General features: G+C 70.1%; 23 protein-coding genes. 18 read left to right on the top strand and 5 right to left on the bottom strand.

The annotated features are described in order from the left end of the window. Positions 1–263 precede the first annotated feature (263 nt). The 14 genes from ACFW2E_RS00545 (at position 264) to ACFW2E_RS00480 (ending at position 17797) form a co-directional block, all read left to right on the top strand. Entirely contained in the window at positions 264–1310 is a 1047-nt protein-coding gene (locus ACFW2E_RS00545; RefSeq protein WP_384459102.1) for a LacI family DNA-binding transcriptional regulator, read from the top strand. After that, positions 1307–2338: a Gfo/Idh/MocA family protein gene (locus tag ACFW2E_RS00540; protein ID WP_384459099.1), complete on the top strand. Its 1032-nt coding sequence runs from the start codon at positions 1307–1309 to the stop codon at positions 2336–2338. Before ACFW2E_RS00545 ends, ACFW2E_RS00540 begins: the two co-directional genes overlap by 4 nt. A 33-nt stretch (positions 2339–2371) precedes the next feature. Next, positions 2372–3982 carry an acyl CoA:acetate/3-ketoacid CoA transferase gene (locus tag ACFW2E_RS00535; RefSeq protein ID WP_384459096.1) on the top strand — a complete coding sequence of 537 codons (1611 nt, stop codon included), beginning with the start codon at positions 2372–2374 and terminating at the stop codon, positions 3980–3982. Then, positions 3979–6258, top strand: coding sequence for a gluconate 2-dehydrogenase subunit 3 family protein (locus ACFW2E_RS00530; protein WP_384459093.1), 2280 nt, complete (start codon positions 3979–3981; stop codon positions 6256–6258). Before ACFW2E_RS00535 ends, ACFW2E_RS00530 begins: the two co-directional genes overlap by 4 nt. Then, a complete protein-coding gene (locus ACFW2E_RS00525) occupies positions 6255–7046 on the top strand; it encodes an enoyl-CoA hydratase/isomerase family protein (protein ID WP_384459090.1) in 792 nt (263 codons plus the stop codon). The genes ACFW2E_RS00530 and ACFW2E_RS00525 overlap by 4 nt, the downstream gene beginning before the upstream one ends. Positions 7047–7099: 53 nt before the next feature. Further along, positions 7100–8596 carry an aldehyde dehydrogenase family protein gene (locus ACFW2E_RS00520; protein WP_384459087.1) on the top strand — a complete coding sequence of 499 codons (1497 nt, stop codon included), beginning with the start codon at positions 7100–7102 and terminating at the stop codon, positions 8594–8596. Position 8597: 1 nt separating this feature from the next. Beyond that, positions 8598–9770 (top strand): glycoside hydrolase family 88 protein, encoded by a 1173-nt coding sequence (locus ACFW2E_RS00515; protein ID WP_384459084.1) that lies wholly within the window; start codon positions 8598–8600, stop codon positions 9768–9770. A gap of 66 nt (positions 9771–9836) precedes the next feature. After that, positions 9837–11132: an ABC transporter substrate-binding protein gene (locus ACFW2E_RS00510; RefSeq protein WP_384459081.1), complete on the top strand. Its 1296-nt coding sequence runs from the start codon at positions 9837–9839 to the stop codon at positions 11130–11132. Positions 11133–11202: 70 nt separating this feature from the next. After that, positions 11203–12237: a carbohydrate ABC transporter permease gene (locus ACFW2E_RS00505; RefSeq protein WP_384459078.1), complete on the top strand. Its 1035-nt coding sequence runs from the start codon at positions 11203–11205 to the stop codon at positions 12235–12237. Then, positions 12234–13097, top strand: a complete 864-nt coding sequence (locus tag ACFW2E_RS00500) for a carbohydrate ABC transporter permease (protein WP_384459075.1) — start codon at positions 12234–12236, stop codon at positions 13095–13097. The genes ACFW2E_RS00505 and ACFW2E_RS00500 overlap by 4 nt, the downstream gene beginning before the upstream one ends. Position 13098: 1 nt before the next feature. Further along, complete coding sequence (locus tag ACFW2E_RS00495) at positions 13099–14670, top strand: FAD-dependent oxidoreductase (protein ID WP_384459072.1); 1572 nt, start codon at positions 13099–13101, stop codon at positions 14668–14670. Further along, the gene (locus ACFW2E_RS00490) at positions 14667–15296 is read left to right on the top strand and encodes a bifunctional 4-hydroxy-2-oxoglutarate aldolase/2-dehydro-3-deoxy-phosphogluconate aldolase (protein WP_384459069.1); all 630 of its coding nucleotides are present in this window, start codon (positions 14667–14669) and stop codon (positions 15294–15296) included. The genes ACFW2E_RS00495 and ACFW2E_RS00490 overlap by 4 nt, the downstream gene beginning before the upstream one ends. Continuing rightward, positions 15293–16213: a sugar kinase gene (locus ACFW2E_RS00485; RefSeq protein ID WP_384459066.1), complete on the top strand. Its 921-nt coding sequence runs from the start codon at positions 15293–15295 to the stop codon at positions 16211–16213. The genes ACFW2E_RS00490 and ACFW2E_RS00485 overlap by 4 nt, the downstream gene beginning before the upstream one ends. 561 nt (positions 16214–16774) lie before the next feature. Beyond that, the gene (locus tag ACFW2E_RS00480; protein ID WP_384459063.1) at positions 16775–17797 is read left to right on the top strand and encodes an amidohydrolase family protein; all 1023 of its coding nucleotides are present in this window, start codon (positions 16775–16777) and stop codon (positions 17795–17797) included. 212 nt (positions 17798–18009) lie between these two features. Here the strand turns inward: ACFW2E_RS00480 and ACFW2E_RS00475 are convergent, their stop codons facing one another. Together ACFW2E_RS00475 and ACFW2E_RS00470 are read right to left on the bottom strand one after the other, a co-directional pair. Then, on the bottom strand, positions 18010–18543 hold the full coding sequence (locus tag ACFW2E_RS00475) for a GNAT family N-acetyltransferase (RefSeq protein WP_384459060.1): 534 nt from the start codon (positions 18541–18543) through the stop codon (positions 18010–18012). A gap of 123 nt (positions 18544–18666) precedes the next feature. After that, the gene (locus ACFW2E_RS00470; protein ID WP_384459057.1) at positions 18667–19128 is read right to left on the bottom strand and encodes a MarR family winged helix-turn-helix transcriptional regulator; all 462 of its coding nucleotides are present in this window, start codon (positions 19126–19128) and stop codon (positions 18667–18669) included. 62 nt (positions 19129–19190) lie between these two features. Here ACFW2E_RS00470 and ACFW2E_RS00465 point away from each other — a divergent pair, with 62 nt between their 5' ends. Next, positions 19191–19562, top strand: a complete 372-nt coding sequence (locus ACFW2E_RS00465) for a hypothetical protein (protein ID WP_384459054.1) — start codon at positions 19191–19193, stop codon at positions 19560–19562. Between the two features lie 29 nt (positions 19563–19591). On the opposite strand, the gene ACFW2E_RS00460 is transcribed toward ACFW2E_RS00465, so the two are convergent. Next, entirely contained in the window at positions 19592–20734 is a 1143-nt protein-coding gene (locus ACFW2E_RS00460) for a CU044_5270 family protein (RefSeq protein WP_384459051.1), read from the bottom strand. After that, complete coding sequence (locus ACFW2E_RS00455; RefSeq protein WP_384459048.1) at positions 20731–21363, bottom strand: RNA polymerase sigma factor; 633 nt, start codon at positions 21361–21363, stop codon at positions 20731–20733. The genes ACFW2E_RS00460 and ACFW2E_RS00455 overlap by 4 nt, the downstream gene beginning before the upstream one ends. Positions 21364–21825: 462 nt before the next feature. On the opposite strand from ACFW2E_RS00455, the gene ACFW2E_RS00450 reads away from it, so the two are divergent. After that, positions 21826–22479: a hypothetical protein gene (locus ACFW2E_RS00450; RefSeq protein WP_384459045.1), complete on the top strand. Its 654-nt coding sequence runs from the start codon at positions 21826–21828 to the stop codon at positions 22477–22479. A 185-nt stretch (positions 22480–22664) separates the two neighbouring features. On the opposite strand, the gene ACFW2E_RS00445 is transcribed toward ACFW2E_RS00450, so the two are convergent. Further along, positions 22665–23405: an AraC family transcriptional regulator gene (locus ACFW2E_RS00445; protein WP_384459042.1), complete on the bottom strand. Its 741-nt coding sequence runs from the start codon at positions 23403–23405 to the stop codon at positions 22665–22667. Between the two features lie 54 nt (positions 23406–23459). Between ACFW2E_RS00445 and ACFW2E_RS00440 the strand changes: the two genes are divergently transcribed. Together ACFW2E_RS00440 and ACFW2E_RS00435 are read left to right on the top strand one after the other, a co-directional pair. After that, the gene (locus tag ACFW2E_RS00440) at positions 23460–24668 is read left to right on the top strand and encodes an MFS transporter (protein WP_384459039.1); all 1209 of its coding nucleotides are present in this window, start codon (positions 23460–23462) and stop codon (positions 24666–24668) included. 608 nt (positions 24669–25276) lie between these two features. Beyond that, entirely contained in the window at positions 25277–26149 is an 873-nt protein-coding gene (locus tag ACFW2E_RS00435) for a BTAD domain-containing putative transcriptional regulator (RefSeq protein ID WP_384459036.1), read from the top strand. Positions 26150–26297: the final 148 nt, after the last annotated feature.

The raw sequence follows: 26297 nt of genomic DNA, 5'->3' as shown, positions 1-26297 counted from the left end.
CTTCCAGCGGCTTGGCCAGGCCGCCGCCGTACGGGCGGGAGGTGTGCATGTTGCCCGCCGGGCGGCCGCTTGTTAGATCGATCTACCTGAAACGGATCGAGACTGATGCGACTGGGTGGCATCTGTCAAGACGTCTATCGGCCTCTATCTCGGCAAACTGCACTCTTTTCAGAATTCTGCTTCGGACCCCTTGACGCATGCCGGTAACGCGGTCGACTCTCCTGGACATCAGCAAGTAGACCGATCTAACAGGCGGTGGACAGGTGCCCAGAGTCACCCTCAGCGACGTCGCTGCGGCCAGTGGGGTTTCCAAGGCCACGGTGTCCCTCGTGGTGCGGGACAGCCCCCGGGTGTCCGCGGCGACCAAAGCACGCGTTCGCGCGACGATGGAAGAGCTGGGCTACGTCTACGACCGGCGGGCCGCGAACCTGCGCGCCCAGCGCTCGATGACAGTGGCCTTGGTGGCGACGAACGTACGCAACCCGTACTTCGCAGAGCTCACGATGGCGATCGAGCGGGTGCTGTACAAGCGCGGCTACACGCTGCTGCTCGGCTACAGCCACGACGACCAGGAACGGCAGACGCGGCTGCTGGAGGCGATGAGCGAGCACCGCGTGGACGGGGTGCTGCTCGTTCCCTCGTACGACACCAGCAGCGAGATGCTCCGGAAGACGCTGACCGCCTCGGGCACTCCCCATGTGCTCGTCACCCGTCACGTGCCCCGGCACCAGGCGGACTACATCGGGGTGGACAACAGGGAGGCGGGTCAGCTTCTCGGCGATCACCTGGTGAGGTCCGGGCGGCGGCACGTCGCCTTCCTCGGCGGCCCGCCACGCTCGACGGCACGGGAAGAGCGCGAGCAGGGACTGCGCACTGCGCTGGAGGGCCACGGGCTCGTCCTCGACCCGTCCCTGTCGATCGCCACGAGCGCCGATCGCGACGGCGGCGAGCGCGCGGTCGACATGCTCGCCGGGACCGGTCGGCCGTACGACGCGGTCGTCTGCTACAGCGACGTGGTGGCCTTCGGCGCGATCTCCGCGCTCAGGGCGCGTGGCGTCGAGCCCGGCCGGGAGGTGGCCGTCGCCGGCTTCGACGACGTGCCCGACGCCGCCCTGCAGCACCCGTCGCTCACCACGGTCGCCACGCATCCCGACCAGACGGGTACCGAGGCGGCGGAGCTGCTGCTCCGCCGGATCGAGGAACCCGACGTGCCGCCGCGCACCGTGCTCCTGACGCCGGAGCTGAAGGTGCGCGACTCCACCCGGAGCCGGCCCGCCGGTTCCGGCGCCGACTCGGAGGACCAGCGATGAGAACGCCGAAGACCGCACTGCGCTGGGGACTGATCGGGGCCAGTGACATCGCGGCCACCCGCATGGTCCCCGCCATGCGCCGCCTCGGCCACGACGTCACCGCGCTCTGCTCGTCCTCCCGGATGCGCGCCACCGCCTGGGCGGGGGCGCACGGCGTGCCGCACTCCACCACGAGCGTCGAGGCACTGCTGGCCCGGGACGACATCGACGCCGTCTACATCAGTACGACCAACGAGCTGCACCTGCCGCACACGCTCGCCGCGGCCGCCGCCGGCAAGCACGTGCTGTGCGAGAAGCCGCTCGCACTGTCCCTCGCCGACGCCTGGTCGATGGTCGAGGCCTGCCGGCTCGCCGGTGTGGTGCTGGCCGTGAACCACCACCTGCCGGGTGCCGCCACCCACCGACGCATCCGCGAACTCGTCGCGGCCGGTGCGGTGGGGCGGCCGCTGGCGGCCCGCGTGTTCCACGCGGTGGCGCTCCCCGAGCGCCTGCGGGGCTGGCGGCTGCGTGACCCGGGTGCCGGGGGCGGGGTCGTCATGGACATCACCTGTCACGACGCCTCCGTCACCAACGCCCTGTTCGGCACGCCCGTCGAGGCCACCGCGCTGGCGGTGCGCCAGGGCCCGTGGGAGGCGGCGGCCGAGGACGCCGCGATGAGCGTCATTCGCTACGCCGACGGAGTCCTGGTCCAGACCCACGACGCGTTCACCGTGGCCCACGCCGGCACCGGACTGGAGGTGCACGGCACCGACGGGTCGATCACCGCGGCAGACGTGATGACCCAGAACCCCGTCGGCACCGTCCGTCTGCGGGATGCCACCGGATCCCGTGAGATCGCCGTCCACGGACGACGTGACCTGTACGAGGAGGTCCTGGAGGCCTTCGGTCACGCGGTCCACGGGAGGGGGGAACCGACTGCGTCCGGCCCGCAGGGAGTGCACGCGCTCGCCGTCGCCCTGGCGGTCCAGGAGGCCGCCCGCACCGGGCGCACGGCCCCTGTCGAACTCCACCCCGCCACAGCGCTCTGACCCGTCGCCCGTAAGAACGAAGGAAACACATCCATGCGAACAGTGCCCGTCGTGACCGCCGTCGAGGCGGCCGGGCTGATCCCGGACGCAGCGGTCGTCTCGGTCAGCTCCTCCTCCGCGCTGGGCTGCCCGGACGCGGTCCTCGCCGGTATCGGCGAACACTTCGCGCAGACCGGAGCGCCCCGCGGGCTGACCACGGTGCACCCCATCGCGGCCGGCGACATGTACGGCGTGCCCGGCATCGACCACCTGGCCCTCCCCGGGCTGCTGTCCCGGATCATCGCCGGTTCGTATCCCAGCGGGCCGTCGTCCGCCGAACCGCCGCGCATCTGGAAGATGATCGAGGCCGACGAGATCGAGGCGTACAACCTCCCTTCCGGCGCGCTCTTCCAGATGCACCGCGCGGGAGCCGCCCGGCAGCCCGGCGTCCTCAGCGACGTCGGCCTCGACACCTTCGTCGACCCCCGTCACCAGGGCGGCCGGATGAACGCCGCCACCACCGAGGACCTCGTGACCCTCGAACAGCGCGACGGTCAGGAGTGGCTGTTCTACCCCGCCGTGCGCCCCGACGTGGCGATCGTCCGGGCGACCACCGCCGACGAGTGCGGCAACCTCACCTTCGAGGACGAGGGCTCGACCCTGGGCGCCCTGGACCAGGCGTACGCCGCGCACAACAACGGCGGGATCGTCATCGCCCAGGTCAAGCGGATCGCCGCCGCGGGCACCCTGGACCCCCGGCACGTACGGGTGCCCGGCATCCTCGTCGACGCCCTGGTGGTGCACGAAGAACAGTGGCAGACCACCCAGACCGTCTACGACCCCGCCATCAGCGGTCAGATCCGTCGCCCGCTGGACGTCGTGGAACCGGCGCCGTGGGGCCTGGAGAAGGTCATCGCACGGCGGGCCGCGCAGGAGCTGCGCGAGAACGACACCGTCAACCTCGGCTTCGGCATCTCCGCCCTGATCCCCCGGATCCTCGTCGAGGAGGGCCGGGCCGACGCGGTCACCTGGGTCATCGAGCAGGGAGCCGTCGGCGGCCTGCCGCTCACCGGGTTCGCGTTCGGCTGCGCGCTCAATCCGCAGGCACTGATGCCCAGCGCCGACCAGTTCACCCTCCTGCAGGGCGGCGGCTTCCAGCGCGCCATGCTCTCCTTCCTGGAGATCGACCGGTACGGCGACGTGAACGTGCACCACCTGGCGGGCCGTCGGCACGTCACCGCCGGTGTCGGAGGCTTCGCCGACATCACCTCGGCAGCCCGCAACATCGTCTTCAGCGGCACCTTCACCGCCGGGCGTCGCGACATGGCCGTCGAGGACGGCCGCCTGACCATCCGTCAGGACGGAGCCGTACCGAAGCTGGTGGACCGTGTCAGCGCGGTGACCTTCTCGGGCCGCCGTGCCCTCGCCCAGGGCCGCCGTGTCCGCTACGTCACCGAGCGCTGCGTACTCGAACTGCGCGAACAGGGCCTCACGGTGATCGAGATCGCCCCCGGTGCCGATCTTCAGAAGGACGTACTCGACAAAGCCGGATTCCCGCTCGTGGTCGCCGACGACCTGCGCGAGATGGACGCACGGCTGTTCCGCCCCGAGCCGGTCGGCCTGGCACCGGACTCCCCGCACCACACCAAGGCAGGAATGCGATGACCACCTCCAACCTGTCCGGCACGTCCCGCACCGCGCTGACCGCCACCGAGGCGCGCATCGCCGACGCCCTCTTCGAACGGCTCTTCCCCGCCGACGAGCACCGACCCGGGGCACGCGCCATCGGCGTCCTCGACTACGTCGACCGCGCCCTCGCCGGCCACGACAGCCGGCTCGTCCCCCTCTACCAGTCCGTCCTCGCCGGCATCGACGCCTCAGCCCGGGCCGTCTTCGGCCATGGCTTCGCCGACCTGCGCACCGACCAGCAGGACGCACTCCTCACACACCTCAGTGAGGGGCGGCTCGACGCGCACCTGACCGCCGAGGACCAGCGGCTCGCGTTCGCCCAGCTGCGGGCCCACCTGCAGGAGGGCCTGTTCGCCGACCCGGCGCACGGCGGCAACCGGGACGCGGCGGGCTGGCGCCTGCTCGGCCACCCCGGCGTCTGGCTGGAGAACTCCGCCGAGGAGAACCTCTCCCCGGATCCGGTGACCAAGGGGGGAGTCGTCCGCACCCTCGCCGACGTCGCGGACTCGCTGCCGCACGACGAGGACGAGGAGCGATGGACCCGCGAGGCCTACGCCAACGCCGTGTCGCCCACTTCGACCGACGAGGTGGACGTCCTCCTCGTGGGCGTCGGGGCCATGGGCGGCCTGGTGGCGCAGACCTTCGCCGAGGCGGGCCTCACGGTCGTCGGTCTGGAGGCCGGCCCGTGGCGCGGCAAGGACGACTTCCGGCCCGACGAGCTCGGCGACGCGTACTACGCCCGCGCCGGGCTGGGGCCGAAGTTCCAGCAGGAGACACCCCGCTGGCGCCAGGACGCGGCCGACCCGGAGACCGTGGAAGCGACGTTCTCGCTCGGCCGGATGGTGAACGGCGTCGGCGGCTCGGCCGGTCACTACGGCGCCTGGCTGCGCCGTTTCCACCCCTGGCACTTCCGTCCGCTCACCCGCATCACCGAACAGTACGGTCCGGGCATCCTGCCCGAGGACTGCACACTCGCCGACTGGCCGGTCACGTACGAGGAGCTGGAGCCGTACTACACGCGCCTGGAGCACCTGATCGGGGTGGCCGGCGACGAGTCCAATCCCTATCTGAAGCGCAGCAAGCCGCTGCCGATGCCCCCGATGCGGCCCTTCTCCCTCGGCGAGCGGTTCCGCACGGCCACCGAGGCCCGGGGCCTGCATCCGCACCCCGTCCCGGTGGGCGTCAACACCGTCGACTACGGCGGACGGCCCGCGACCGCCTACTCGGCGTGGAACAACGGGCTCGGCACCAGCAGCGGAGAGCGCTGGCACCCCGGTCTCGGCCCGGTGCCGCAGGCCCTTGGGACGGGCAGGTTCGAGCTGCGTACGCACTGCCGCGCCACCCGCGTCCTGCTCGATTCCACCGGGGCGGCCGTGGGAGTGGAGTACCTCGACCCGCACGGCAGGGTCCGCACCCAGCACGCCCGCGCGGTGATCCTGTCCGCCTACACCTACGAGAACCTGCGGCTGATGTTCGTCTCGGCCGACGGCAAGCACCCCGACGGACTGGGCAACAACAGCGGCCAGCTCGGCAAGCACTACATGACCAAGATGTTCGCCCACGTCAACGGGTTCTTCCCCGGCGTGTACTTCAACAGACACACCGGGCCGGCGGCCCAGGGCGTGGTGCTGGACGACTTCGTCGCCGAGCAGTTCGACTTCGCCCCGCACGGCTTCGTCGGCGGGGCGACCCTCGGCGCCGAGCAGCAGTTCCTCCCGCTCCAGATCAGCCGGGAGTGCCTGCCGCCCGACGTCCGCCCCTGGGGCAAGCCCTACCGCGACCATCTGCTGCGCTGGCAGCACCAGGGCGTGGTACGGATCCAGCCGGACGCGCTGCCGTACGCGGGACACTTCCTGGACCTCGACCCACGACACCGCGACCGCTCGGGCACCGGCATGCCGGTGGTCCGGGTCACCTACCGGCTGCGGGAGAACGAGCGGCGGCTCGCGGCCTGGATGGGCGAGCAGGCCGCCGGAATCCTGCGCGAGATGGGCGCGGCCACCACCTGGGAGGGTCCGCACTTCACCGGCGTCGGCTCCAGCCACGACCTCGGCGGCTGCCGCTTCGGCGAGGACCCCGCCGCCACGGTCCTCGACCCCTGGCTGGCCGTGCACGACACACCCGGCCTGCACGTCTACGGCGGCGCGGCGTTCCCCAGCTGCCCCGGCATCAACCCGACGCTCACCATCTGGGCCGTCGTGCTGCGCGCCGCAGAGAAGCTCGCCCGCGAACTGGGCGGGAGGATCGTATGACCGTCCATGTCGTCGATGAGGGCGCGGTACGGGTCGAGAGCGACGGTGACGTCGTCACCGTCCTTCTCGACCGGCCCGCCAAGCTCAACGCCCTCACACCCGAGATGCTGGACGCTCTCGAAGCGGCACTGCACAGCGCCGCCGCGAGCGACGCCCGAGTGCTCGTGCTGCGCGGAGCCGGCCCGAAGGCCTTCTGCGTCGGCGCGGACATCAACCGGTTCTCCGCTCTCACCCCCGTGGAAATGTGGCGGGAGTGGACGGCCCGCGGCCACCGCGTCTTCGACCTGCTCGCCTCGCTGCGCCAGCCGACGGTGGCCCTGGTGCACGGAGTGGCGGCCGGCGGCGGCCTGGAGCTCGCGCTCGCCTGCGACTTCCGGATCGTGACGAAGGACGCCCGCCTCGGTCTGCCCGAGGTCGGCCTGGGGACCGTGCCCGGCTGGGGCGGCACGGAACGGCTCACCGAGCTGGTCGGGCGGGCCCGCGCCAAGCAGATCGTCCTGGCCCGGCAGCAGCTGGACGGGCCGACCGCGGCCGACTGGGGCCTCGCCACCGCGTGTCCCGCACCGGAGGCCGCTGAGGAAGCCCTGACGGTCCTGGTCGACCGGCTGCGGACCGGCTCGCCCGTCGCCGTGCAGCTGGCCAAACAACTGATCGACGCCGCGGGCGACGGCGCCCCCAGCCGCGTCCTGGAGGCCCTCGGCGGCGGCCTGGCCGCGGCCACCGAGGACCTCGCCGAAGGCGTCCGCGCCTTCCACGAACGCCGCGCCCCGCATTTCCACGGACGCTGACGACGGCCACCACGCCAGAACGCGCACCAGAACTAGCAATCGAGGTAATGAACATGACCGACCACCAGATCACCGCCGCCGAGCGGCTGATGGTCATCGACGGCAAGGACGTCGGGGCCGCCGCCGACGAGTGGTTCGAACGCGAGAGTCCCGCACACGACGTGGTCGTCAGCCGCTATCCGCGGGCCGGCGCCGAGGACGTCGACCAGGCCGTACGCGCGGCCCGCCAGGCCTTCGACGAGGGCCCCTGGCCCCGGCTGTCCGGTGCCGACCGCGCGCGCCTGCTGCACAGGGTCGCCGAGCTCATCCGCCGCGACGGCGGACAACTCGCCCGCCTCGAGGTACTGGAGAGCGGCAAGCCCATCAGCCAGGCCCGCGACGAGGTCGAAGGCAGCGCCGCGCTGTGGGAGTACGCGGCCACCCTCGCCCGCCACGCCTACGGCGACGCCCACAACCAACTGGGCCAGGACGTCCTCGCGCTCGTCGTGCACGAGCCGGTCGGTGTCGTCGGCGTGATCACGCCCTGGAACTTCCCGCTGCTCATCGTCAGCCAGAAGCTGCCCTTCGCGCTGGCCGTCGGCTGCACCGCCGTGGTCAAGCCGAGCGAGCTCACTTCCGGCACCACCGTGCACCTCACCCGGCTGCTGCTCGAGGCGGGCATCCCGCAAGGCGTCGTCAACACCGTGACCGGTGGCGGCGGCACGGGCGCGGCCCTGACCTCCCACCCCGGTGTCGACCTGATCTCCTTCACCGGCTCCACCGCGGTCGGACGTCTGGTCGCCCGCACCGCCGGCGAGCAGCTCAAGCGTGCCGAACTCGAACTCGGCGGCAAGAACCCGCAGATCGTCCTCCCCGACGCCGACCTGGACGCGGCGCTGGACGCCATCGTCTTCGGCGTCTGCTTCAACGCCGGTGAGTGCTGCAACTCCGGCAGCCGCGTCCTCGTCCACCGCGACATCGCCGAGGAGCTCCAGGCCGCCGTCGTCGCACGCGCCCGCCGCGTACCGGTCGGCGATCCCCTCGAGGAGACCACGAAGGTCGGCGCGATCGTCAACCAGGAGCAGCTGGACACCATCGAACGCTACGTCGCCGAAGGCAACGACGCAGGAGCGCGGCTGCTGCTCGGGGGCGACCGGCTCACCCTGCCGGCCGGGACGGGACGCTTCTACCGGCCGACCGTCTTCACCGGGGTCACCGCGGACATGTCCATCGCCCGGGAGGAGATCTTCGGCCCGGTCCTGTCCCTGCTCACCTTCGACAGCCTCGACGACGCGATCCGCATCGCCAACTCCACCATGTACGGCCTGTCCGCCGGCATCTGGACGCGGAACATCGACGCGGCGCTGGCGGCCGCGCGCGGCATCCGGGCCGGCACCGTCTGGGTCAACCGCTGGATGGACGGCTACCCCGAACTGCCCTTCGGCGGCTACGGAGCCAGCGGCCTCGGCCGCGAACTGGGACGGCAGGCGATCGCCGCGTTCACCGAGACCAAGACCGTACAGCTCCAGGTCGGCCCGCGTACCACGCGGTGGCTGCCTGAGGAGGCATGACATGACGGCGTACCCGATCCTGCCCGAGCCACTGCCGCTCACCCTCCCGGCGGGCTGGACCGTCCCCGCATCCTTCGCCCCGGCGGCCGACCGCGCCTGGCACACCGCCGCCACGAAGGTCCGCACCCTCGTCGAACGCCATCCCGACCGGTTCCCCCTCTACACCCAGGGCGGCGCCTGGGCGGTGGACGCCGAGGCCTGGACCAACTGGTGCGAGGGCTTCCTCGGCGGACAGCTGTGGCTGCTCGCCCACCGCACCGGCGACCCGTGGTTCAGGGAACGGGCGGAGCACTACAGCCGGCTCGTCGAGCACCGCAAGGACGACCGGAGCGTGCACGACCTCGGGTTCCTGTTCTGGTCCACCTGGCGCCGCTGGCACGAGGCCACCGGCGATGCCGCCCATGACGACGTGGTCGTGCACGCCGGGCGCACGGCCGCGTCCCGCTTCAACGAGCGGGGCCGCTACCTGCCCAGCTTCCTCGCCCCCGACAGCCTCTTCATCGACATCATGATGAACGTCGGGATCATCTTCCATGCCGCCCGCCGCACCGGGGACCCGGATCTCGCCCGGATCGCCCACGAGCACTGCCTGACCACCCGCCGGGTACTGGTGCGCGGCGACGGCAGCGCCTCCCACGAGGGGATCTTCGACCTCACGGACGGCCGGTTCCTGCGGCAGACCACCCAGCAGGGCTGGTCCGACGACGGATCGTGGGCACGCGGCCAGGCCTGGGCACTGTACGGGTTCGGCACCGTCTACCGGCACACCGGCGACCGTCGCTTCCTCGACACGGCGCGTGCCTGCGCCGACTTCTACATCGAACGCACCGGAGACCGGCTCGTACCCCCGAACGACTGGGAGGAGCCGCACCCGGAGCGGCCCCACGAGTCGTCGGCGGCGGCCGCCGCGGCCGGCGGCCTGTGGCAGCTGGCCGGACTGGACCCGGACGGTGCCCGGGCCCGCGGCTACGCCGAGTACGCCGTACGCATCCTCACCCGGCTGTGCGAGGACGACTTCCTCGCCCATGACGACCCCACGTGGGAGGGCGTGCTCAAGCACGGCAGCTACCACGAGACCAAGGGTCTCGGCGTCGACGAGTCCGTGATGTGGGGGGACTACTGGTTCCTCGACGCCGTCGCCGCCGTCGCCGCCACCGTCGGCACCACCAACTGATCCAGCAGTACTTGGAGTTCCACACGCAACGAAGGGCCATGAGCCCTGCCCAAGGAGAGCCGCATCTTGAACACCCCCAGAAGGATCCGCCGTATACCCACCTGCCTCACAGCCGCCACCGCGGTGGCGGCCCTGTTCACCGTGTCCGCCTGTGGCAGCGGGAGCAGCTCCGCCCAAAGCGGCGGATCGAACGCCAAGCAGCTGGAGGTCTTCTCCTGGTGGACCTCCGGCTCGGAGGACGCCGCGCTGAAGGACTTGATCACCGGTTTCCAGAAGGCGAACCCGGGCGTCAAGGTCGTCAACGGAGCCGTCGCCGGCGGAGGGGGCGGCAACGCCCAGGCCGTGCTGCAGACCCGGCTGCAGGGCAGCAACCCGCCCGACACCTGGCAGACGCACCCGGGAGCGGCGATCGGCGAGTACACCAAGTCCGGCCTGGCCGCCGACCTGAGCTCGGTGTACCAGCAGGACGGCCTGTCCAAGGTCATCCCCGAGGAGCTCGTCACCTCGGTCAGCAAGGACGGCAAGATCTACGGCGTCTCCACCGGCGCCCACCGGGGCAACGAGCTCTGGTTCAACAAGAAGCTCACCGCGCGGGCGGGCGTCGACCTGACCGCGTCCACCACCCCCGCCCAACTCGTCGCCGCTCTCGGCAGGCTCAAGGCGAAGGGCATCACGCCGCTGTGCCTGGGCGGCAAGGACGCCTTCGCCACCGCCGAGCTGTTCGAGAACATCCTGTTGGGCGTGGTCGGCCCGAGCGGCTGGAACTCGCTGACCTCGGGGAAGACGGCCTGGACCGACGCCAAGGTCAAGCAGGCGGCCGGCTTGTTCAAGAAGGTGCTCCCGTACGCGGACCCGGACGCCTCCGCACTCACCTGGGACCAGGCCACCAAGCGGCTCGCCGCGGGTGACTGCGCCGTGGAGAGCATGGGCGACTGGGCGTACGGCGAACTCCTCAAGGACGGCGCGAAGGACGGCAGCGACTTCGGCTACGTCCCGCAGCCCGGCACCGACGGCACCTTCGTCGTCGTGGTCGACACCTTCGTGGTCGCCGAGAACGCCAAGCACAAGGACCTCGCCCTCAAGTGGGCCTCCGCGATCAGCTCGCCCGAGGTCCAGCTGGCCTTCAGCAAGGACAAGGGCTCGACGCCGATCCGCACCGACGTGCCCACCGACTCGCTGCCCGCCTACCAGCAGCAGGCAGCCAAGTCCTTCCGCGGCGACACCCTCGTGCAGTCGGTCGTGCACGGCGAGGCCATGAACCCGCAGTTCCAGCAGTCCTTCTTCGACGCCGTCACCCAGTTCGTCCAGTCCAAGGACGTCGACTCCTTCGTCGAGGCCCTGGCCACCGCGGCCAAGAGCTGACCCCAGTCCCGTACGGGTCCCCGGCGGCGGGCCCGGCCCCCCTGCCCGCCGCCCTACCCAGGAGGTCCCCATGCCGGTACTGACCCGGCCCGCCGCACCGGCGCCGCACACCACGAAAGAGCCACCCGCAAGAACCTCGACCCGGGCCTCATGGTGGCGGCAGCACCGCTTCGGCATCGCCGTTCTGACGCCCAGCCTGATCCTGGTCGGGATCTTCGTCTACGGCTTCATCGGATACTCGATCCGCGTCTCGGTGTCCAAGTGGCAGGGCCTGAACCCCGATCTGTCACCCCGTGACCCGCTCCACCAGACCTATGACGACATGTTCCGCACCCCGCGCTTCCAGGCGGACCTCAGGAACGTCACGGTCTTCACCCTGCTGTTCCTCACCCTGGCCGTCGTCGTCGGCCTGGTGCTCGCCCTGCTGGTGCACAACGCCCTGGCCGGCCGGACATTCTTCCGGGGCGTCTTCCTCTTCCCGTACGCCCTCTCGTTCATCGTCACCGGAGTGGTGTGGCGCTGGATCTTCACGCCGTCGACCGGCGCGAACCTGATCCTCCAGGGACTCGGCGTCCACCACGGACCGAAATGGATCACGGACCCGGCGGTGGCCGGCGACGTCTCGTCCGCCCTCGAACCGGTCCTGCCCGGCGGGCACTTCATCCAGGTCCAGCTCGGCATCCCCCTCGCCCTCATCCCGGTCGTCATCGCCGCGTCCTGGCAGCTGGGCGGCTTCGTGATGGCCAACTTCCTCGCCGCGCTGAGCGCCATGCCCGAGGAACTGCGCGAGGCGGCCAGCCTCGACGGCGCCGGAACGCTGCGCTACCACTGGCACATCGTCCTGCCCTGGCTCCGTCCGGTCACGGTGGTCGTGCTCATCCTTCTCGGCCACATCAGCCTGAAGTCCTTCGACCTCGTCTACGCGATGGTCGGCCAGGGACCCGGCTTCGCCACCGACGTACCCGGCATCTTCGTCTTCGACCAGACCTTCCGGGCCCTGCGCTACAACACCGGCGCCGCCGCATCCGTCGTCATGTTCCTGTTGTCGGCCGTCGTCATCGTGCCGTACCTCTACCGCAGCGTCATCAGGGAGAAGAACCGATGAGCACCGCCCCCCTCGCGGCTCCGCCACGGCGCCCCCGCATCCGGTACCCCGGGACCGGGCCCCTCGCCGGAGCCGTCGCCCTGATCCTGCTCTCCGCGCTCTTCCTGATCCCGGTCTACGTGATGGTGATGGCGGCGCTGAAACCACCGGTCCAGGCCGATGCCGTCCACATGTGGGAACTGCCCAAGAGCATCGACTTCAGCGGCGCCGAGCAGGCATGGGAGAAGCTGGCGCCCAACCTCCGCAACAGCCTGCTGATGGTCCTGCCCGCCACCGTGGTCTCCTCGCTGGTCGGCGCGCTGAACGGATACGTCCTGGCCAAACTCCCCTTCCGCGGCTCGAAGGGGCTGTTCGCGGCGATGCTGCTCGGAATGTTCATCCCCTACCAGGTGATCCTCGTCCCGCTGGTGCGCTTCCTGCAGTCGGTCGGCCTGTACGGGACCCTGGAGGGGCTGATCCTCGTGCACATCATCTACGGCATCCCGATCACCACACTGATCTTCCGCAACTACTTCAACCAGCTGCCGCACGAGATGGTCGAGGCCGCCCGGGTCGACGGCTGCTCCAACGCGGCGGTCTTCCTCCGGGTGATGCTGCCGCTGTCCCTGCCCGGATTCGTGGTCTGCGCGATCTTCCAGTTCACCAACATCTGGAACGACTTCATCTTCGGCATCACCGTCGTGCCGGACCCCACCCAGCAGCCCGTGACCGTGGCCCTGAACAACCTGGCCGGGAACTTCTCCGTGCAATGGAACAGCGTCATGGCCGGTGCCCTGCTCGCCGCGATCCCCACCGCCCTGGTGTACATCCTGCTGGGCCGGTTCTTCATCCGTGGCCTGACCGCGGGATCGGTGAAGTGACATGAGCGGCACAACCGATGTCTTCGGAGCGCGTTCCCCACGCGTGGTCGGCACGCCGGACGACGGCCTCGTGGAGTGTGACGTGGCTGTCCTCGGTTCCGGTATGGGCGGGGCCACCCTCGCCCACGCCCTGCGGGACTCCGGCGCCCGCGTCCTGGTCGTGGAGCGCGGCGACTTCCTGCCGCGCGAGGACGCCAACCGGTCACCGGCCGAGGTGTTCCTGCACGGCCGCTACAAGAACGCCGAGCAGTGGTACGACGCCGCCACCGGCCGGCCGTTCCACCCCGGCGTCCACTACTACGTGGGCGGCAACACCAAGGTCTTCGGCGCCTGCCTGCCCCGCTTCCGCGAGCAGGACTTCCACGCCGTCGAACACCACGACGGCGTCTCCCCGGCCTGGCCGGTCACCTACGCCGGCCTCGAACCGCACTACACCGAGGCCGAGCGCCTCTACCGCGTCCACGGCGAGACCGGCCACGACCCCACCGAGCCGTGGCGCTCGGGCGGCTTCCCCTACCCGGCACTGCCGCACGAACCGCCCGTCGCCCGGCTGGCCGGGGCGATGTCCGAGCAGGGGCTGAGGCCGTTCCCCATGCCGCTCGGTGTCGACCTGCGCGAGGGCGGCACCTGCGTCCGCTGCCGCACCTGCGACGGCTTCCCCTGCCCGTACGGAGCCAAGAGCGACGCCGAGACCTGCGCGATGCGGCCCGCGCTGAACAGCCCCACCGTACGGCTGCTCACCCGCACCACCGTCCAGCGGTTGCGGACGTCGGCCGACGGACACCGCGTCACCGAAGCTCTGGCCGTGCGCGACGGCAGCCCGATCCGCATCCGGGCCGGCCGCTTCGTCCTCGCCTGCGGCGCCGTCAACACCGCCGCCCTGCTGCTCGCTTCGGCCTCCGAACGCCATCCGCACGGCCTGGCGAACTCCTCCGGCATGGTGGGCCGGAACTACATGGTGCACAACAGCACCTTCCTGGTCGCCGTGAACCCTCGACGCCGCAACCCGGTCGTCTTCCAGAAGACCCTGGGCGTCAACGACTGGTACGGCCCCGGCCCGGGCACGCCCCACCCGCTGGGCAACGTGCAGATGCTGGGCAAGGTCCGGGCGCCCATGGTCAAGGGTGCCCGCCGATCCGTACCCCTGCCGGTGCTGGACTTCATGACCAGCCGCAGCATCGACCTCTACCTCACCTCCGAGGACCTGCCCGACCCCGCCAACCGCGTCACCGTCGGACCCGGCGGACGGATCGACGTGCACTGGCGTCCGAACAACCTGCACCCTCACCGCGAACTGGTGCGGCGGACCGTCCGCGTGATGCGACGGGCCGGCTACCCGCTGGTCTTCACCCAGCGCATGGGCATCGAGACCAACTCCCACCAGTGCGGCACCGCCGTGATGGGCGAGGACCCGGCGCACAGCGTGCTCGACCCGGACTGCCGCACCCACGACCTCGCCAACGTCTGGGCGGTGGACAGCTCCTGCTTTCCGTCCTCCGCCGCCCTCAACCCCGCTCTCACCATCGCCGCCAACGCCCTGCGCGTCGCCGCGAAAGGAAGCATCACCGCATGAGCCCCCATGCCCCCGCGGCCGTCCGCGTCCCGGCCGCTGCCGAGGCCGTGTTCGCCCGGATCCGGCAGGCCCGGATCGTCCCTGTCGTGCGTGTACGAAACGCGGCCGTGGCACTCGGCCTCGTCGACCGGCTCGCCGCCGCGGGCCTCGACGTCATCGAGATCACCACCACGATCGACGGCTGGGACGACGTCCTGCGCACCACGGCGGACACGCACCCGGACATCTGCGCCGGAGCGGGTACCGTCACCACACCGCGGCTCGCCCGGCAGGCCGCGGCGGCAGGCGCGCGGTTCTGCGTCAGCCCTTGCCTCGTACCGGCCGTCCGTGCCGAACTCAGCGGCACCGGTATCCCGTTGATCGAAGGGGGAGCCACCCCCACCGAGGTCCTCGGCGCGGCACAGCACGGAGTCGCGAAGCTCTTCCCCGCCCACCTGGGAGGGGTGGCCTACCTCCGCTCCCTGCTCGCGGTGGCGCCCGAGGCCCGCATCATGCCCACCGGCGGTATCCCGCTCTCCGAAGTCGGTGGCTGGCTCGACGCCGGCGCCTTCGCCGTCGGCGTGGGCAGCGATCTGACCGCGCCCGGCGACATCACCGCCCGAGTCGGCGAGGTGCTCGGCCGATGACCCGAGTGCTCTGCGTCGGCGAGTGCATGCTCGAACTGACCCACCTGGACTCCACCACCGCCCGGCTGGGCGTCGCGGGGGACACCTACAACACCGCGGTCTACCTCCGCCGCGTGGCCCACCTGCTGCACGCCGAGACCGAAGTCGGGTATCTGACCGGGCTAGGCACCGACGAGTACAGCGCCGGCATACGCACCCGTTGGATGGCGGAAGGCGTGACCGACCGATCGCTGCCGGTTCAGGACCGCATGCCCGGCCTGTACACCGTGCGGGTCGACGAAAACGGCGAACGCCGATTCGCATACTGGCGTTCCGACTCCGCGGCCCGCACGCTCTTCGCCGGCACCGACTGGGCCGAGCACATCACCGGCGACCTGATCCATCTGTCCGGGATCACCGTGCAGATCGCCTCCCCGTCCGCCCGCCGAGCGCTGTCGGCCCGACTGCGGAAACTGCGCCGGGAGGGCGCACTGGTCAGCTTCGACACCAACTACCGCCCCGCCGGCTGGGACTCGCCCCGGACGGCGGCGGACGTGATGGACCGGTTCGCCGCACTCGCCGACATCGTCTTCGCCTCCTGGGACGATGAGACCGCCCTGCACGACAGTCCGACCCCGGATGCCGCCGCCCACCGGCTCGCCGCCCTCGGACCCCGCGAGGTCATCGTGAAGACAGGGGCGGACGGCGCCCACCTCCTCACCGGCAGCCAGCTCCATCACACGCCCGCCGCCGTTCCGGCCCGCGTCCTGGACACGACAGCCGCCGGCGACGCCTTCGCCGGCGCCTACCTCGCCGCCAGAATCACCGGCACCGCCCCCGCCGAAGCCCTCACCACCGCACACCAGGTCGCCGCGGTGGTGGTCGCCCACCCCGGCGCGATCACCCCCGAGCACGTTCCGCTGCTGCCGGCCGGGTGACGAACCCCGCCCGCTGTTCCAGTCCGCCTCGGGGGCGTTCTTGAAGAACCATCACGATCGGCACGGATCCGCCGGTCCGGTCTACCCGGCTGATCCGGGGCAACGACGGACGGACGAGGTCTTCACGGCCGTGGCCGCCCACGCCGTTGCGGCCGGCCGTTCCCTGTCCGCCGCAGATTTCGATGCCCCACCCCTCAGGGCCGGGGCCGACGGTGCGACCGGCGAGCGCGCCATCGAGCTGCTCGCCGGGCTCCGGACACCCTTCGCCCACGGCCGTGACGGACAAGCCGTCAACCCCCTCGGCTCCGAGCCTGCGAGGGCGGTCGGTCCAGCCGCCGCCTCTTCCAGCCGAGCAGGGAACTGCGCCATGCGCTGATCGTCCTCGCCGAACGCTCGCCGATACCGTCCCCCACGTGCGGGGACGCCTTCCGCCGGGCAGCCGGGACCAGCCCGCCGCAGTGATCACCGACATCGGACCGGCCTCCCGGGTGATGGATCCCTCACGGACTCCCTGCGGGGAGGAGTGGACCTGCCACCTCACCGAGGCCGATCGTGGGTGACATGAACGATCACCCCAGTGCACCTGCCGACCCTGCCGGTTCCGCACAAGCCATCCCCGCCCCCGCACCCAACCGCCCGCACGATGCGGGATCGCCACGGCCGAGCTCAGCCACGGGTTCGCCGGATGCCGTGAGTGACGTGCCCCTGGCCGAGGAGGCCGGCGAGGTCCGCCGTTTCTGGAGCCGGCTCGGTCTGCCCGGCCTGGTCGATGTCCACACGCACTTCATGCCCGAGCGCGTCCTGCGCAAAGTCTGGGACTACTTCGACTCACTCGGACCGCTGACGGGTGGGCGCGAGTGGCCGATCACCTACCGGGAGGAGGAGGCGGAACGGACATCCCTGCTCCGGAAATTCGGCGTGCGGGCCTTCACCGCGATGCTCTACCCGCACAAGCCGGGCATGGCCCGGTGGCTGAACGGCTGGGCCGCCGACTTCGCCCGCCGCACCCCCGACTGCCTGCACACCGCCACCTTCTACCCCGAGCCGGGCGTCGGGACATACGTCCGGGAGGCCGTCGAGTCGGGCGCGCGCGTCTTCAAGGCACATGTACAGGTGGGGGCGTACGACCCGGCCGACGAACTCCTGCAGCAGACATGGGGATTGCTGGCCGAGGCGCGGATCCCCGTGGTGATCCACTGCGGCTCCGGGCCCGCCCCCGGCAAGTACACCGGCCCCGAGCCGATCGCGCGGGTGCTGGCGCGGCATCCCCGGCTGCGACTGGTCATCGCGCATCTGGGGATGCCCGAGTACGAGGAGTTCCTCGGCCTCGCCGAGCGGTTCGGGGAGGTGCGGCTGGACACGACGATGGCGTTCACCGACTTCGCCGAGGGGCTCATGCCGTTCCCCCGCCGGGCCCTGCCCCAACTCGCCGGGCTGGGCGACCGCATCCTGCTCGGCTCCGACTTCCCCAACCTCCCCTATCCCTACGTGCACCAGCTCCATGCCCTGGAGCGGCTGGATCTTGGACAGGAGTGGCTGCGGGCGGTGTGCCACGACAACGCGGCAGAGCTGTTCGGCCTGTGAAGAGGGAGCTGTCCGGGGAGGATGGTTCGAAGGAGCCCCACAGCCGCCGGCGCCGAGACGCCGTCCGTGTCACAGCAAACGTGCCTCGCGCCCCACCGTCCCTCCAGCGGCAGCCTGGTCCACCGCTCGACCGTCGCCGATGTCCCGGCAGGCCCGCTGGAACAACTCAGCGTCCGTCCGATCCGCTCATGCCCGATGTACCTTTTGGCGCATCACGCGCGCCAGGCGTCGGCAAGCAGTCCGAAGACCACCTCGTCGACGAATCCGCCGTTGGCCCACGCGGAACTGCGCAGCTTCCCTTCCTGGGTGAACCCGGCTCTGGAAGCTGCGCGAATCATCGCGGTGTTGTCGGCAAGCGTTTCGAGTTGCAGCCGGTGCAGTCCCCGCACCGCGAAGCCGTAGTCGCACAGCACCCGGAGGACATCGACGGCGAGCCCCCGCCGACGGAACATCGGCCGCAGGGAGATACCCAGATGCGCGCTTCTGTTGTGGGTGTCGATGCCCCACAACAATGCCTCCCCCGCCAACTTGTCGTCCTCCTCGAGGGAGACGACGGAGAAGCAGGCAGCCTCGTCGCCGGGATCAGCAACGGCATAGGGCGACGCCGCGGAGCCCGGCGCGATGGGGCGCCAGGGCCGCGAGTCGGCCCTCGATCTCGTCACCACGTCGTCGTACAGCTCGGCCTGCAGGACGGGGACGTCCGCCTCATGCCGGGCCCGGAGCCCGATCCTGGAACCTCGAAGCATGGGTTGTTCCTACTCAACTCGCTCCAGGCCATCAACTCCATTTCACGATGGCCGACGGGCCTGAGCCGAAGCCTGTGGCCGACCGCGATTCCGCACCCCGACGCTCTGGTCCCTCTTCGTCCTCTACGGCAGGCCGGCGTGGTTCGCCATCACGCGCAGCGCCTCGTCCAGTGCCTTGCGTTGCTTCGCCGTCAGGCCGGCCACGATCTCCTCGTCCAGGGCCCGCGCCATGGACGTGCAGCGGTCCAGCAGGCCACGCCCCTGCGCTGTGAGTGTCAGTACCTGTCGTCGGCGGTCCTGCGGATCCCGGACCCGCCGAACCGCGCCGAGCCCCTCCAGGTGGTCGGCCAGCGACACCATCAGGCTGGGCGCGACGTTCATCCGCGCGGCCAGTTCCTGCTGGGAAGCCACGGCAGCATGGCTGAGCGCGGCCATCAGGCCCACGTGCTTGGGCTTGAGGCCCAGCCCCTCGAGCTCCCGTGCGAACCGGTCGGTGACCACCGTGCCGAGAGTGCCGAGCCTGAACACCACGGTCGAGGTCAGGCCGGTGGCATCGCCGGGCCCCGCCTCGTTGACATCGCTCATGCCGAGAATGGTAGCCTAAAAAAACCATTCATGGTCAGAATGATTCACGGGGAGACGTAACTATGAGTCCATCCACCGTCCGGGCCGTCCTCGTGGCCGCCAACAGCCTCGCCTCCCTCACCTCGGCCGGCTTCTGCATCGCCGGAATGATCAGGCCCGGCCTCGCCCTGCCCAAGGGCATGGCCGTCAACGGCGGCACACACCTCTACGCGAACGCCTACGGAGCCCGGGCCATCCCCCTCGCCGCCGTCACCCTCGCCCTGTTCGCTGTGGGCGACCGGTCCACCGTCGCCCCCGTTCTCGCCGTCGCAGGCCTGGCCCAGACCGGCGACTTCGCGATCGGCTTGCAGCAGCGCAACAACGGCATGGCCATCAGCGCCGGCCTCCTCGGTGTTCTTCACCTTGCGTCAGCCTGGTGGTTTCACATGCGCTGAACACCCAGTGGCGAACTCGGCCGGTCGTCTCAGCTGCTGCTCCTACCCGGTTCCTCGCCCACACGGTCCACCACGGCGCGCTGGAGTACCGCGGTGGTCTCTATCACGCTGCCGGCCTTGCCGATCACCGTGTCCTCCAGCGTGACGTCGCGGAAGCCGAGGAAGGCGTACGTGGACCTGTCGAAGATCCACTCCTGCCGGTCTTCGGCCTGACCGTCCAGGGTGATCGCGACACCGTGCCGGCCTGCGGCGTCCACCGCGTCGGGGATCACCGTGGTGCCGGGGATCCGGGCGGCGACACGGTAGAGGAACGCCGTGGTCTGCGGGTCCACGGACTCCTGGAGCATGCCGCCGAGATACTCGAAGACCCACGGCATGTTCACGGAGGGGCGCCTGTTCCCCTTGGTGTTCTCCGCGTTGTCCATCTGCCTCTGCCAGTCGGCCTCGATCGCCCGAAGCGCCGCGGCCGGGTCGCGAGGAAGGGCGGCCAGGTCCTCGAAGGGGCTCAGCGTGTGCCCGGGGCCTCCGATCGTTCCCTCCCCGGGGCCGGGGAAGTCGAGGCGTTCGGGGGCCCTGTCGCCGTACGCCTGGGCGCCGCCCTGGCTCCGCGACCAGGGAATCCACTCCCGAAGGCTCTCCAACTTCGTGAGCTTTTCAGCGGCCTTGGAGTACTTCTTGTGCACATGGCCGTGCTTGTCGGTCCACTCCGCCTGGAGGGGGTTGTCCCTTCCGGCGGACACGCTGCGGATGTACACGTACTGGTGGTGGCCGACTTTGACGGCCGGAGCGCGGGAGACCACGGCGGCGGCGTTCTCCAGCAGCACCGACGCCTTGGAGGGGGCCGGCCGCGCGACGTCGGCGTGCCGGCTGTGGTGGCCGACGCCGGCGGTGAGGACCGCGGCCGCCACGGCGGCCGCGGCGAGCGGGGCGAGGACCGGCACCCAGCGCCTCCTTCGACGTCTCGGCGCCGCAACGGCGTCCGCGGCGGCGGCCTCGGGGCCGGCCGCGGGTACGGACTGGTGGATCTCGCTCATCAGGTGCTCCTTGAGGACGCGCAGGCGGTCATCGGGCAGATCCCGGGCAGCCGGGGCCGGCAGCAGCCGGGCCGCGTCCGCGCGCTCAGCGGACGCTGTTGCGTCGAAGCCGTCGTCGTGAGGCGTCTTGGCGTTCATCGGATCTGCTCCTGGATCGACCGGGCCGCAATCGCGCGGCCACCCTGTTGCTGTCCGGAACGGGACGCCGGTTCCGTCCTTTCGGAAGCGAGTTCCTCGTCCGTCAGTTGCCGCAACCGGCGCCGGGCACGGGAAAGGCGGGAGCGGATGGTGCCGATCGGCACGTCCAGCGCCTCGGCCGCCGCCGCGTAGTCGAGCCCGGCCCACACGCACAGCGCGAACACCTCCCGCTCGCCGCGACGCAGCCTCCGCAGCGCCCGCTGCGCTGCGGCCAGTCGCCCGGCGTCCTCCATCCGTTCGACGACCTCGTCCGCGAAGTCCGGGGCGGTGTCGTGCGGCGGGACACGGCTGAGGGCGGCCTGGTAGCGGCGAGCGGCCCGCGTGGTGTTGCGCAGCACATTGGTGGCGATGCCCAGCAGCCACGGCAGCAGGCCGTCGCCTTCGGGCCGCACCGTCTCGCGCAGCCGCCACGCCTCCAGGAAGGTCAGCGACACCACGTCCTCGGCCGTCGCCCAGTTCCCGGTGACCCGGACCGCGTACCGGTGCACCGTCTGCGCATGTTCGTCGAATATCGACCCGAATGCCTCCGGATCACCGGAGCGCAGCCGGGCGCGCAAGGAGAGTTCCACGTCTGATCCTGTCCGCGCGCGCCACCGGGTTCCCTGAGATCTCCCTGACCCGGGTCACGCCTGTGGACTGTAGCGAATCGGTGCAACTCCGGTCATGGAAGAGTTCACCCGTGACCAGTGAGAAGTGAGCGATGCCATCGGCTGCTGGGTCCCACCGCCCGCGCAGTACGCCACGAACCCTTCGCCGCGGGCCGGCCTGCCAGGCGAACCCCCGCGCCACCCCTCCGAGTTCGACCGGCTGCTCCTGGACCCCCTTGCCGCGCAGCCGCGCACCCTCGTCCTGGACGAAGCACAATGGCTCAACCGGGAGACCTTCGAATACTTCCGGTTCGCCTGGCACACCCCCTCCACCCGGATCGCCATCCAACGGAGAAGGAAGTTCAGCAGGACATCCCGCACCATCAGGCTCCGTAGTCCTGCCTGGGACACCAGGGAGCAAGTAACCAGGCGACAATCCAGCGCATGGATGACGCGTTCACACTGCTTCGGCGGGCTGCCGACCTACTGCCCGAGGACGCCGCGGCGCAGAACGGCCAGACGGTCGGAGATGTTCGTGAGGAGATCGAGTTCCAGGAATGGGAGACGGCGCTCGACGTGCTGATCGAGATCGCGGAAGTCCATCCGGTGTCCACCGCCTTCTGGGAGATGCTTGCCGAGGCCGCTCGGCAGATGATGCTCGTCCGCAGTCGCAGTTGGTGCGAGTGGCGGGGCCGGGAAGTCGAGCACGGCACCATCCGTGCGGCGCTGACCCTGCTGGGCGCCGACGAGGGCGGACGGCAGAGTGCCTTCTCAGGGGACGGTCGGCTCAGGCCTTTGTGGGACATCGGTAACCGCACCGCAGACGGACAACGAGACCTGAACATCGCAAGGCTTTGGGCTGAGTTCGCGCCGCGACTCGGCCCTGGGGAGACAGCTCGCGTTCGCCTGGCTCCCCTGCAGCCCGAGCAGTGGCGGCATCTGGGGCCCGGTGATGTGATCACCATGCACGAGGCCCAACCTGTCGTAGGCATCGCTGAGATCGTCGAGGTTCTGCCACCTCACGTTTGGGGCGGCTGGACAGCCAGGTGCGCGGGCCCGCGTCCCACGGTCGTCAGCCGTCGCCGAGCCTCGGGCTGAGACGGCAGACGCTGGTTCGGAAGTCGGGCATCCGAGGTGGACTTGGTGTGCCTGGCCGTGGTGTCGCGCATGGTGGCGAGCGTCGTTCGAGGTCCGGGTGCGCTGTCAGCGATCACGATCGATGCCGCATGGCCGGGCCTGGGAGGTGTCTCAAGTGGCCGAGTCGCAAACGCACCATTCCCCGCTTACCTGGAGTACACCCCCGGTGTATGCCCGAACGCGCGGCGGAAGACGTCGATGAACGCGCTGGTGGACGACCATCCGCATTGGTTCGCGACCTTGGTCACCGGCGTGTTGTGGGCCAGTAGGACCAAGGCGTGGTGAAGGCGCAACTGGGTGCGCCACTGGGGAAAGGTCATGCCGAGGTCGTTACGGAACAGCCGGGACAGTGTGCGGTCGCTTGCCCCGACCCGGCGTCCGAGTTCGGCGAGTGTGCGGTTGTCTGCGGGATCCGAGCGCAGGATGTCGCACACGGTCCGCAGCAGGGGAGCGGTCGGTGTGGGCAGATGCAGCGGCTGCTGGACCGAGGCCCGTAGCTGGTCGAGTAGCACCGCGCGCAAACGCGTACGCTCGGGGCTGTCGTCGTTCTCGGTGTGGGTATAGGCGATGAGCAGTTCGCGCAGCAGCGGACTCACGGAGAGCACGGTGGGGGCGTCGAGGCGGAGGGGGTTCTGCCGCGCGGGCAGCCCTACCAGGTGCAGTTCGAGGTCGCCGTGGGCCTGGTGGGCATGGACCGTTCCGGCCGGCACCCAGATGGCACGCGTTGCCGGGGCGACCCAGGTGCCGGTGCTGGTGGTGACGGACAGGACTCCGCGACCCGCGTACACGATCTGGTGCTCGTCGTGCCGGTGGGCGTCGATCTCGGCGCCGGACGCCAGCCGCTGGGTGCGGGTGGGCGCTATGGGCTCGTGGCGGACTTCAGTCATTGTCTGGCAGTTTATCGGAAGCGCGACCGGGCGCTGAGCGCTGACGATAACGAGGTGCGAAGAAACTCCTCGATCACCCTGCTGTCCATCGGTCATGCCTGCGTCGACCTCTACCAGGGCGCTGTGGCCTCCCTCGTGCCGTATTTCGTTGCCGAGCGCGCCTATAGCTACGCCGCCGTCTCGGGCATCGTGCTCGCCGCCTCCGTGCTCTCGTCGGTGGCGCAACCGGTGTTCGGTGTGCTGACCGACCGCTGGGGCATGCCGTGGCTCCTGCCCCTGAGCACCCTGCTGGGAGGCGTGGGCATCGCGCTGAGCGGAGTGAGCGACTCCTACCCGCTGACGCTGGCCGTCGTCGCGGTGTCCGGGGTGGGCGTCGCCGCCTACCACCCGGAGTCCGCCCGGGTGGCCCGGCTTGCCAGCCACGGCAGTCACAGCGCGATGGGATGGTTCTCACTGGGTGGCAACCTCGGCTTCGCGACGGCTCCGGTCATGGTCGCCGCCGTGGTCGCCACCGGAGGACTGCGTCTGACGCCGTTGCTCGTGGTCCCGGCGGTCGTCGGCGCCGCGCTGTGCCTGCCCGTGCTGCGGGCCCTGGGGGCGCAGCAGGCCAGTGAGGCCGGCAAGGCGGTGGCGGGCAAGGACGACACCTCGTCGTTCATACGGCTGTCGCTCGCGGTGGTGTGCCGCTCCATCGTCTTCATCGGCCTGAGCACGTTCGTCTCGTTGTATACGACCCAACGGATGGACGGCAGCAAGGCCGCGGGCACGGCCGCACTGTTCCTTCTGTACCTCGGCGGTGCGGTGGGCAGCGTACTGGGCGGTTCGCTGGCCGGCCGCTGGGACCGGGTCACCGTTTCCCGCTGGTCCTATCTGCTGACCGCGGGATCGGTTGCCGGCCTGGTGTTCATACCCGGCCCAGCCCTCTATCTGTTCGTCATGCTGACTTCGGCCGGCCTGTACGTGCCGTTCTCACTGCAGGTCACGCTCGGCCAGGACTACCTGCCCTCCCGTGTCGGCACCGCCAGCGGAATCACGCTCGGCCTCACCGTGAGCGTAGGTGGCCTGGTCAGCCCGCTCATCGGGAGTGTCGCCGACAAGACCTCGCTGCAGACCGCTCTGGCCCCACTGATCCTGATGCCCGCACTCAGCTGGCTGTTGTTCCGCACGCTTCCTGAACCCGCTGTGCCACAGTCCGTGGACGCGGCACCGAAGGGAGAAGACACCGATGTCGCGCACTCTCCTGCCCAGCCCGGTCTCCGCTGACGAACCGAAATCCCCTACCCGCCCGGACGCCGGTGCCGGCAACCCGGGGGACCCGACACATCAGGAGGAGTGCTGCCCACTGCGTGCCTGGGGCTGCACGGCCTCCATCGACGGACCGACGTGGCGTCTGCTGTCCGCGCACTCGACCTCCCGCGGCGAGGTCGAGTACTGCAAGTGCGACTGCAATGCCATCGTGATGCTTTGCCAGGGCGAGGTAGCCGCCCTCACCTGCCCTCCGCCCGACCGTACTCAGCGGAAGCCCTGAAAGGCGCAAGGCTTCGCCGATACGCCGCGACGTCCGCTCAAACATTCCAATGATCACACCCGAGGTCTCGCTATGTGAGATGTTCCGAGGACTGCCCGGTGTGACAATGACGGACGCATATTGATGGCTCCGGGTCGATACGCAGTGGATCGGGGGTCATCTCTTTTGCATGCCCGCGTAGTGGATTCCCTGTGTTTCTCGGCCTGTTGGTCACGGATGAGAAACAGCCAGGCGGCTTGATTTCCATCTGGTTACGAAAGATCTTCGGTACGTATGTTGTCGGTGCAACCGTCAGGCATATGCACGACGGCTTGCAGGACAGTCGACAACCCGAGGGAGCGGTATGCACGTCAGCATGTGTGCGGCAGGCCAGTTGTACGATTTCTCAGCCAAGGTGAGTGACACTCAGGAAGCGTTCCGAGCGCAGCTCGGACTGCTGGGCCCCTTACGCCTTACGTCCGACGAAATAGACGAACCCATAAGCGTCGCGCCCAAAATACGTACGGTACTCGCGATGCTGTGCATGCACCCGGACCAGGCGGTGCCGGTCTCCGCGCTGACCCGCGAACTCTGGGCCGAGGAGCCGCCGGTGACTGCCGCGCGGACCCTGCAGACCTACATCCTCAACATTCGCAAACTGCTGTCCAAGGTCACCGCCCTCAAGCCGGCGGACATCGCGGACCAGATACTGGTCACCCAGGACAACGGCTACAGCCTGCGCAGCTCCGACCTGCGACTGGACTGGCTGGATTTCTTGCGGCTGGCCGACCACGGCCGTGCGAGCCCGCGGGCCGGCGACAGCCACACCGGGATCCGGGAACTGGAGGAAGCGCTGGGCATGTGGCGCGGCAGTGTCCTCTCGGACGTACCCACCGGCACGGTGCTCGAGGCGCGCAAGCGGATGCTGGAGGAGCGTCGGCTGGACACGATCGAGGTGTTGATCGATGCCCGGATAGGGGCCGGTCTGCACCAGCAGGTGATCGCCGAACTCGCCTCACTGACGAGCGAGCACCCATTTCACGAGGGACTGCATGCCCAGTACATGCGAGCCCTCGCGCTCAACGGACGACGTGCCAAAGCCCTGGAGGTGTTCGGCCGGTTGCGCTCTCGGCTGAAAGAGGAAATCGGAATCGAGCCGGGCTATCCGTTGCATCAACTCCAGCACAAAATCCTCAACTCGCATACGGCGGCACACGCTTCACTTGCCGTCAGCTGACCCTCCCTCCTACCCGGTGCGGATTCGGCGCTCATCAACCTGTGCCGGCGGATATCCCGACGGTGCGCTGCAGCCCTGACGCTCAGCGGCCAGGTCGCGGTGTCGGTGCGATCACAGGAATTCGAAGGGCCTGCCCTCCTGGGGGCAG

This window comes from Streptomyces sp. NPDC058964 (assembly GCF_042741275.1).
In the GTDB taxonomy this organism is placed as follows: domain Bacteria; phylum Actinomycetota; class Actinomycetes; order Streptomycetales; family Streptomycetaceae; genus Streptomyces.
Note: the sequence above shows the minus strand (reverse complement) of the source record. Positions and strands in the feature narration are given on the sequence as shown.

Excerpts from the sequence above, each read along its gene's own strand:
- ACFW2E_RS00505 (WP_384459078.1), top strand. The coding sequence starts at position 11,203 with ATGCCGGTACTGACCCGGCCCGCCGCACCGGCGCCGCACACCACGAAA.
- ACFW2E_RS00470 (WP_384459057.1), bottom strand. The coding sequence starts at position 19,128 with ATGAGCGATGTCAACGAGGCGGGGCCCGGCGATGCCACCGGCCTGACC.
- ACFW2E_RS00490 (WP_384459069.1), top strand. The coding sequence starts at position 14,667 with ATGAGCCCCCATGCCCCCGCGGCCGTCCGCGTCCCGGCCGCTGCCGAG.
- ACFW2E_RS00465 (WP_384459054.1), top strand. The coding sequence starts at position 19,191 with ATGAGTCCATCCACCGTCCGGGCCGTCCTCGTGGCCGCCAACAGCCTC.
- ACFW2E_RS00520 (WP_384459087.1), top strand. The coding sequence starts at position 7,100 with ATGACCGACCACCAGATCACCGCCGCCGAGCGGCTGATGGTCATCGAC.
- ACFW2E_RS00525 (WP_384459090.1), top strand. The coding sequence starts at position 6,255 with ATGACCGTCCATGTCGTCGATGAGGGCGCGGTACGGGTCGAGAGCGAC.
- ACFW2E_RS00475 (WP_384459060.1), bottom strand. The coding sequence starts at position 18,543 with ATGCTTCGAGGTTCCAGGATCGGGCTCCGGGCCCGGCATGAGGCGGAC.
- ACFW2E_RS00460 (WP_384459051.1), bottom strand. The coding sequence starts at position 20,734 with ATGAACGCCAAGACGCCTCACGACGACGGCTTCGACGCAACAGCGTCC.
- ACFW2E_RS00480 (WP_384459063.1), top strand. The coding sequence starts at position 16,775 with ATGAACGATCACCCCAGTGCACCTGCCGACCCTGCCGGTTCCGCACAA.
- ACFW2E_RS00450 (WP_384459045.1), top strand. The coding sequence starts at position 21,826 with ATGGATGACGCGTTCACACTGCTTCGGCGGGCTGCCGACCTACTGCCC.
- ACFW2E_RS00535 (WP_384459096.1), top strand. The coding sequence starts at position 2,372 with ATGCGAACAGTGCCCGTCGTGACCGCCGTCGAGGCGGCCGGGCTGATC.
- ACFW2E_RS00515 (WP_384459084.1), top strand. The coding sequence starts at position 8,598 with ATGACGGCGTACCCGATCCTGCCCGAGCCACTGCCGCTCACCCTCCCG.
- ACFW2E_RS00500 (WP_384459075.1), top strand. The coding sequence starts at position 12,234 with ATGAGCACCGCCCCCCTCGCGGCTCCGCCACGGCGCCCCCGCATCCGG.
- ACFW2E_RS00445 (WP_384459042.1), bottom strand. The coding sequence starts at position 23,405 with ATGACTGAAGTCCGCCACGAGCCCATAGCGCCCACCCGCACCCAGCGG.
- ACFW2E_RS00435 (WP_384459036.1), top strand. The coding sequence starts at position 25,277 with ATGCACGTCAGCATGTGTGCGGCAGGCCAGTTGTACGATTTCTCAGCC.
- ACFW2E_RS00495 (WP_384459072.1), top strand. The coding sequence starts at position 13,099 with ATGAGCGGCACAACCGATGTCTTCGGAGCGCGTTCCCCACGCGTGGTC.
- ACFW2E_RS00530 (WP_384459093.1), top strand. The coding sequence starts at position 3,979 with ATGACCACCTCCAACCTGTCCGGCACGTCCCGCACCGCGCTGACCGCC.
- ACFW2E_RS00485 (WP_384459066.1), top strand. The coding sequence starts at position 15,293 with ATGACCCGAGTGCTCTGCGTCGGCGAGTGCATGCTCGAACTGACCCAC.
- ACFW2E_RS00540 (WP_384459099.1), top strand. The coding sequence starts at position 1,307 with ATGAGAACGCCGAAGACCGCACTGCGCTGGGGACTGATCGGGGCCAGT.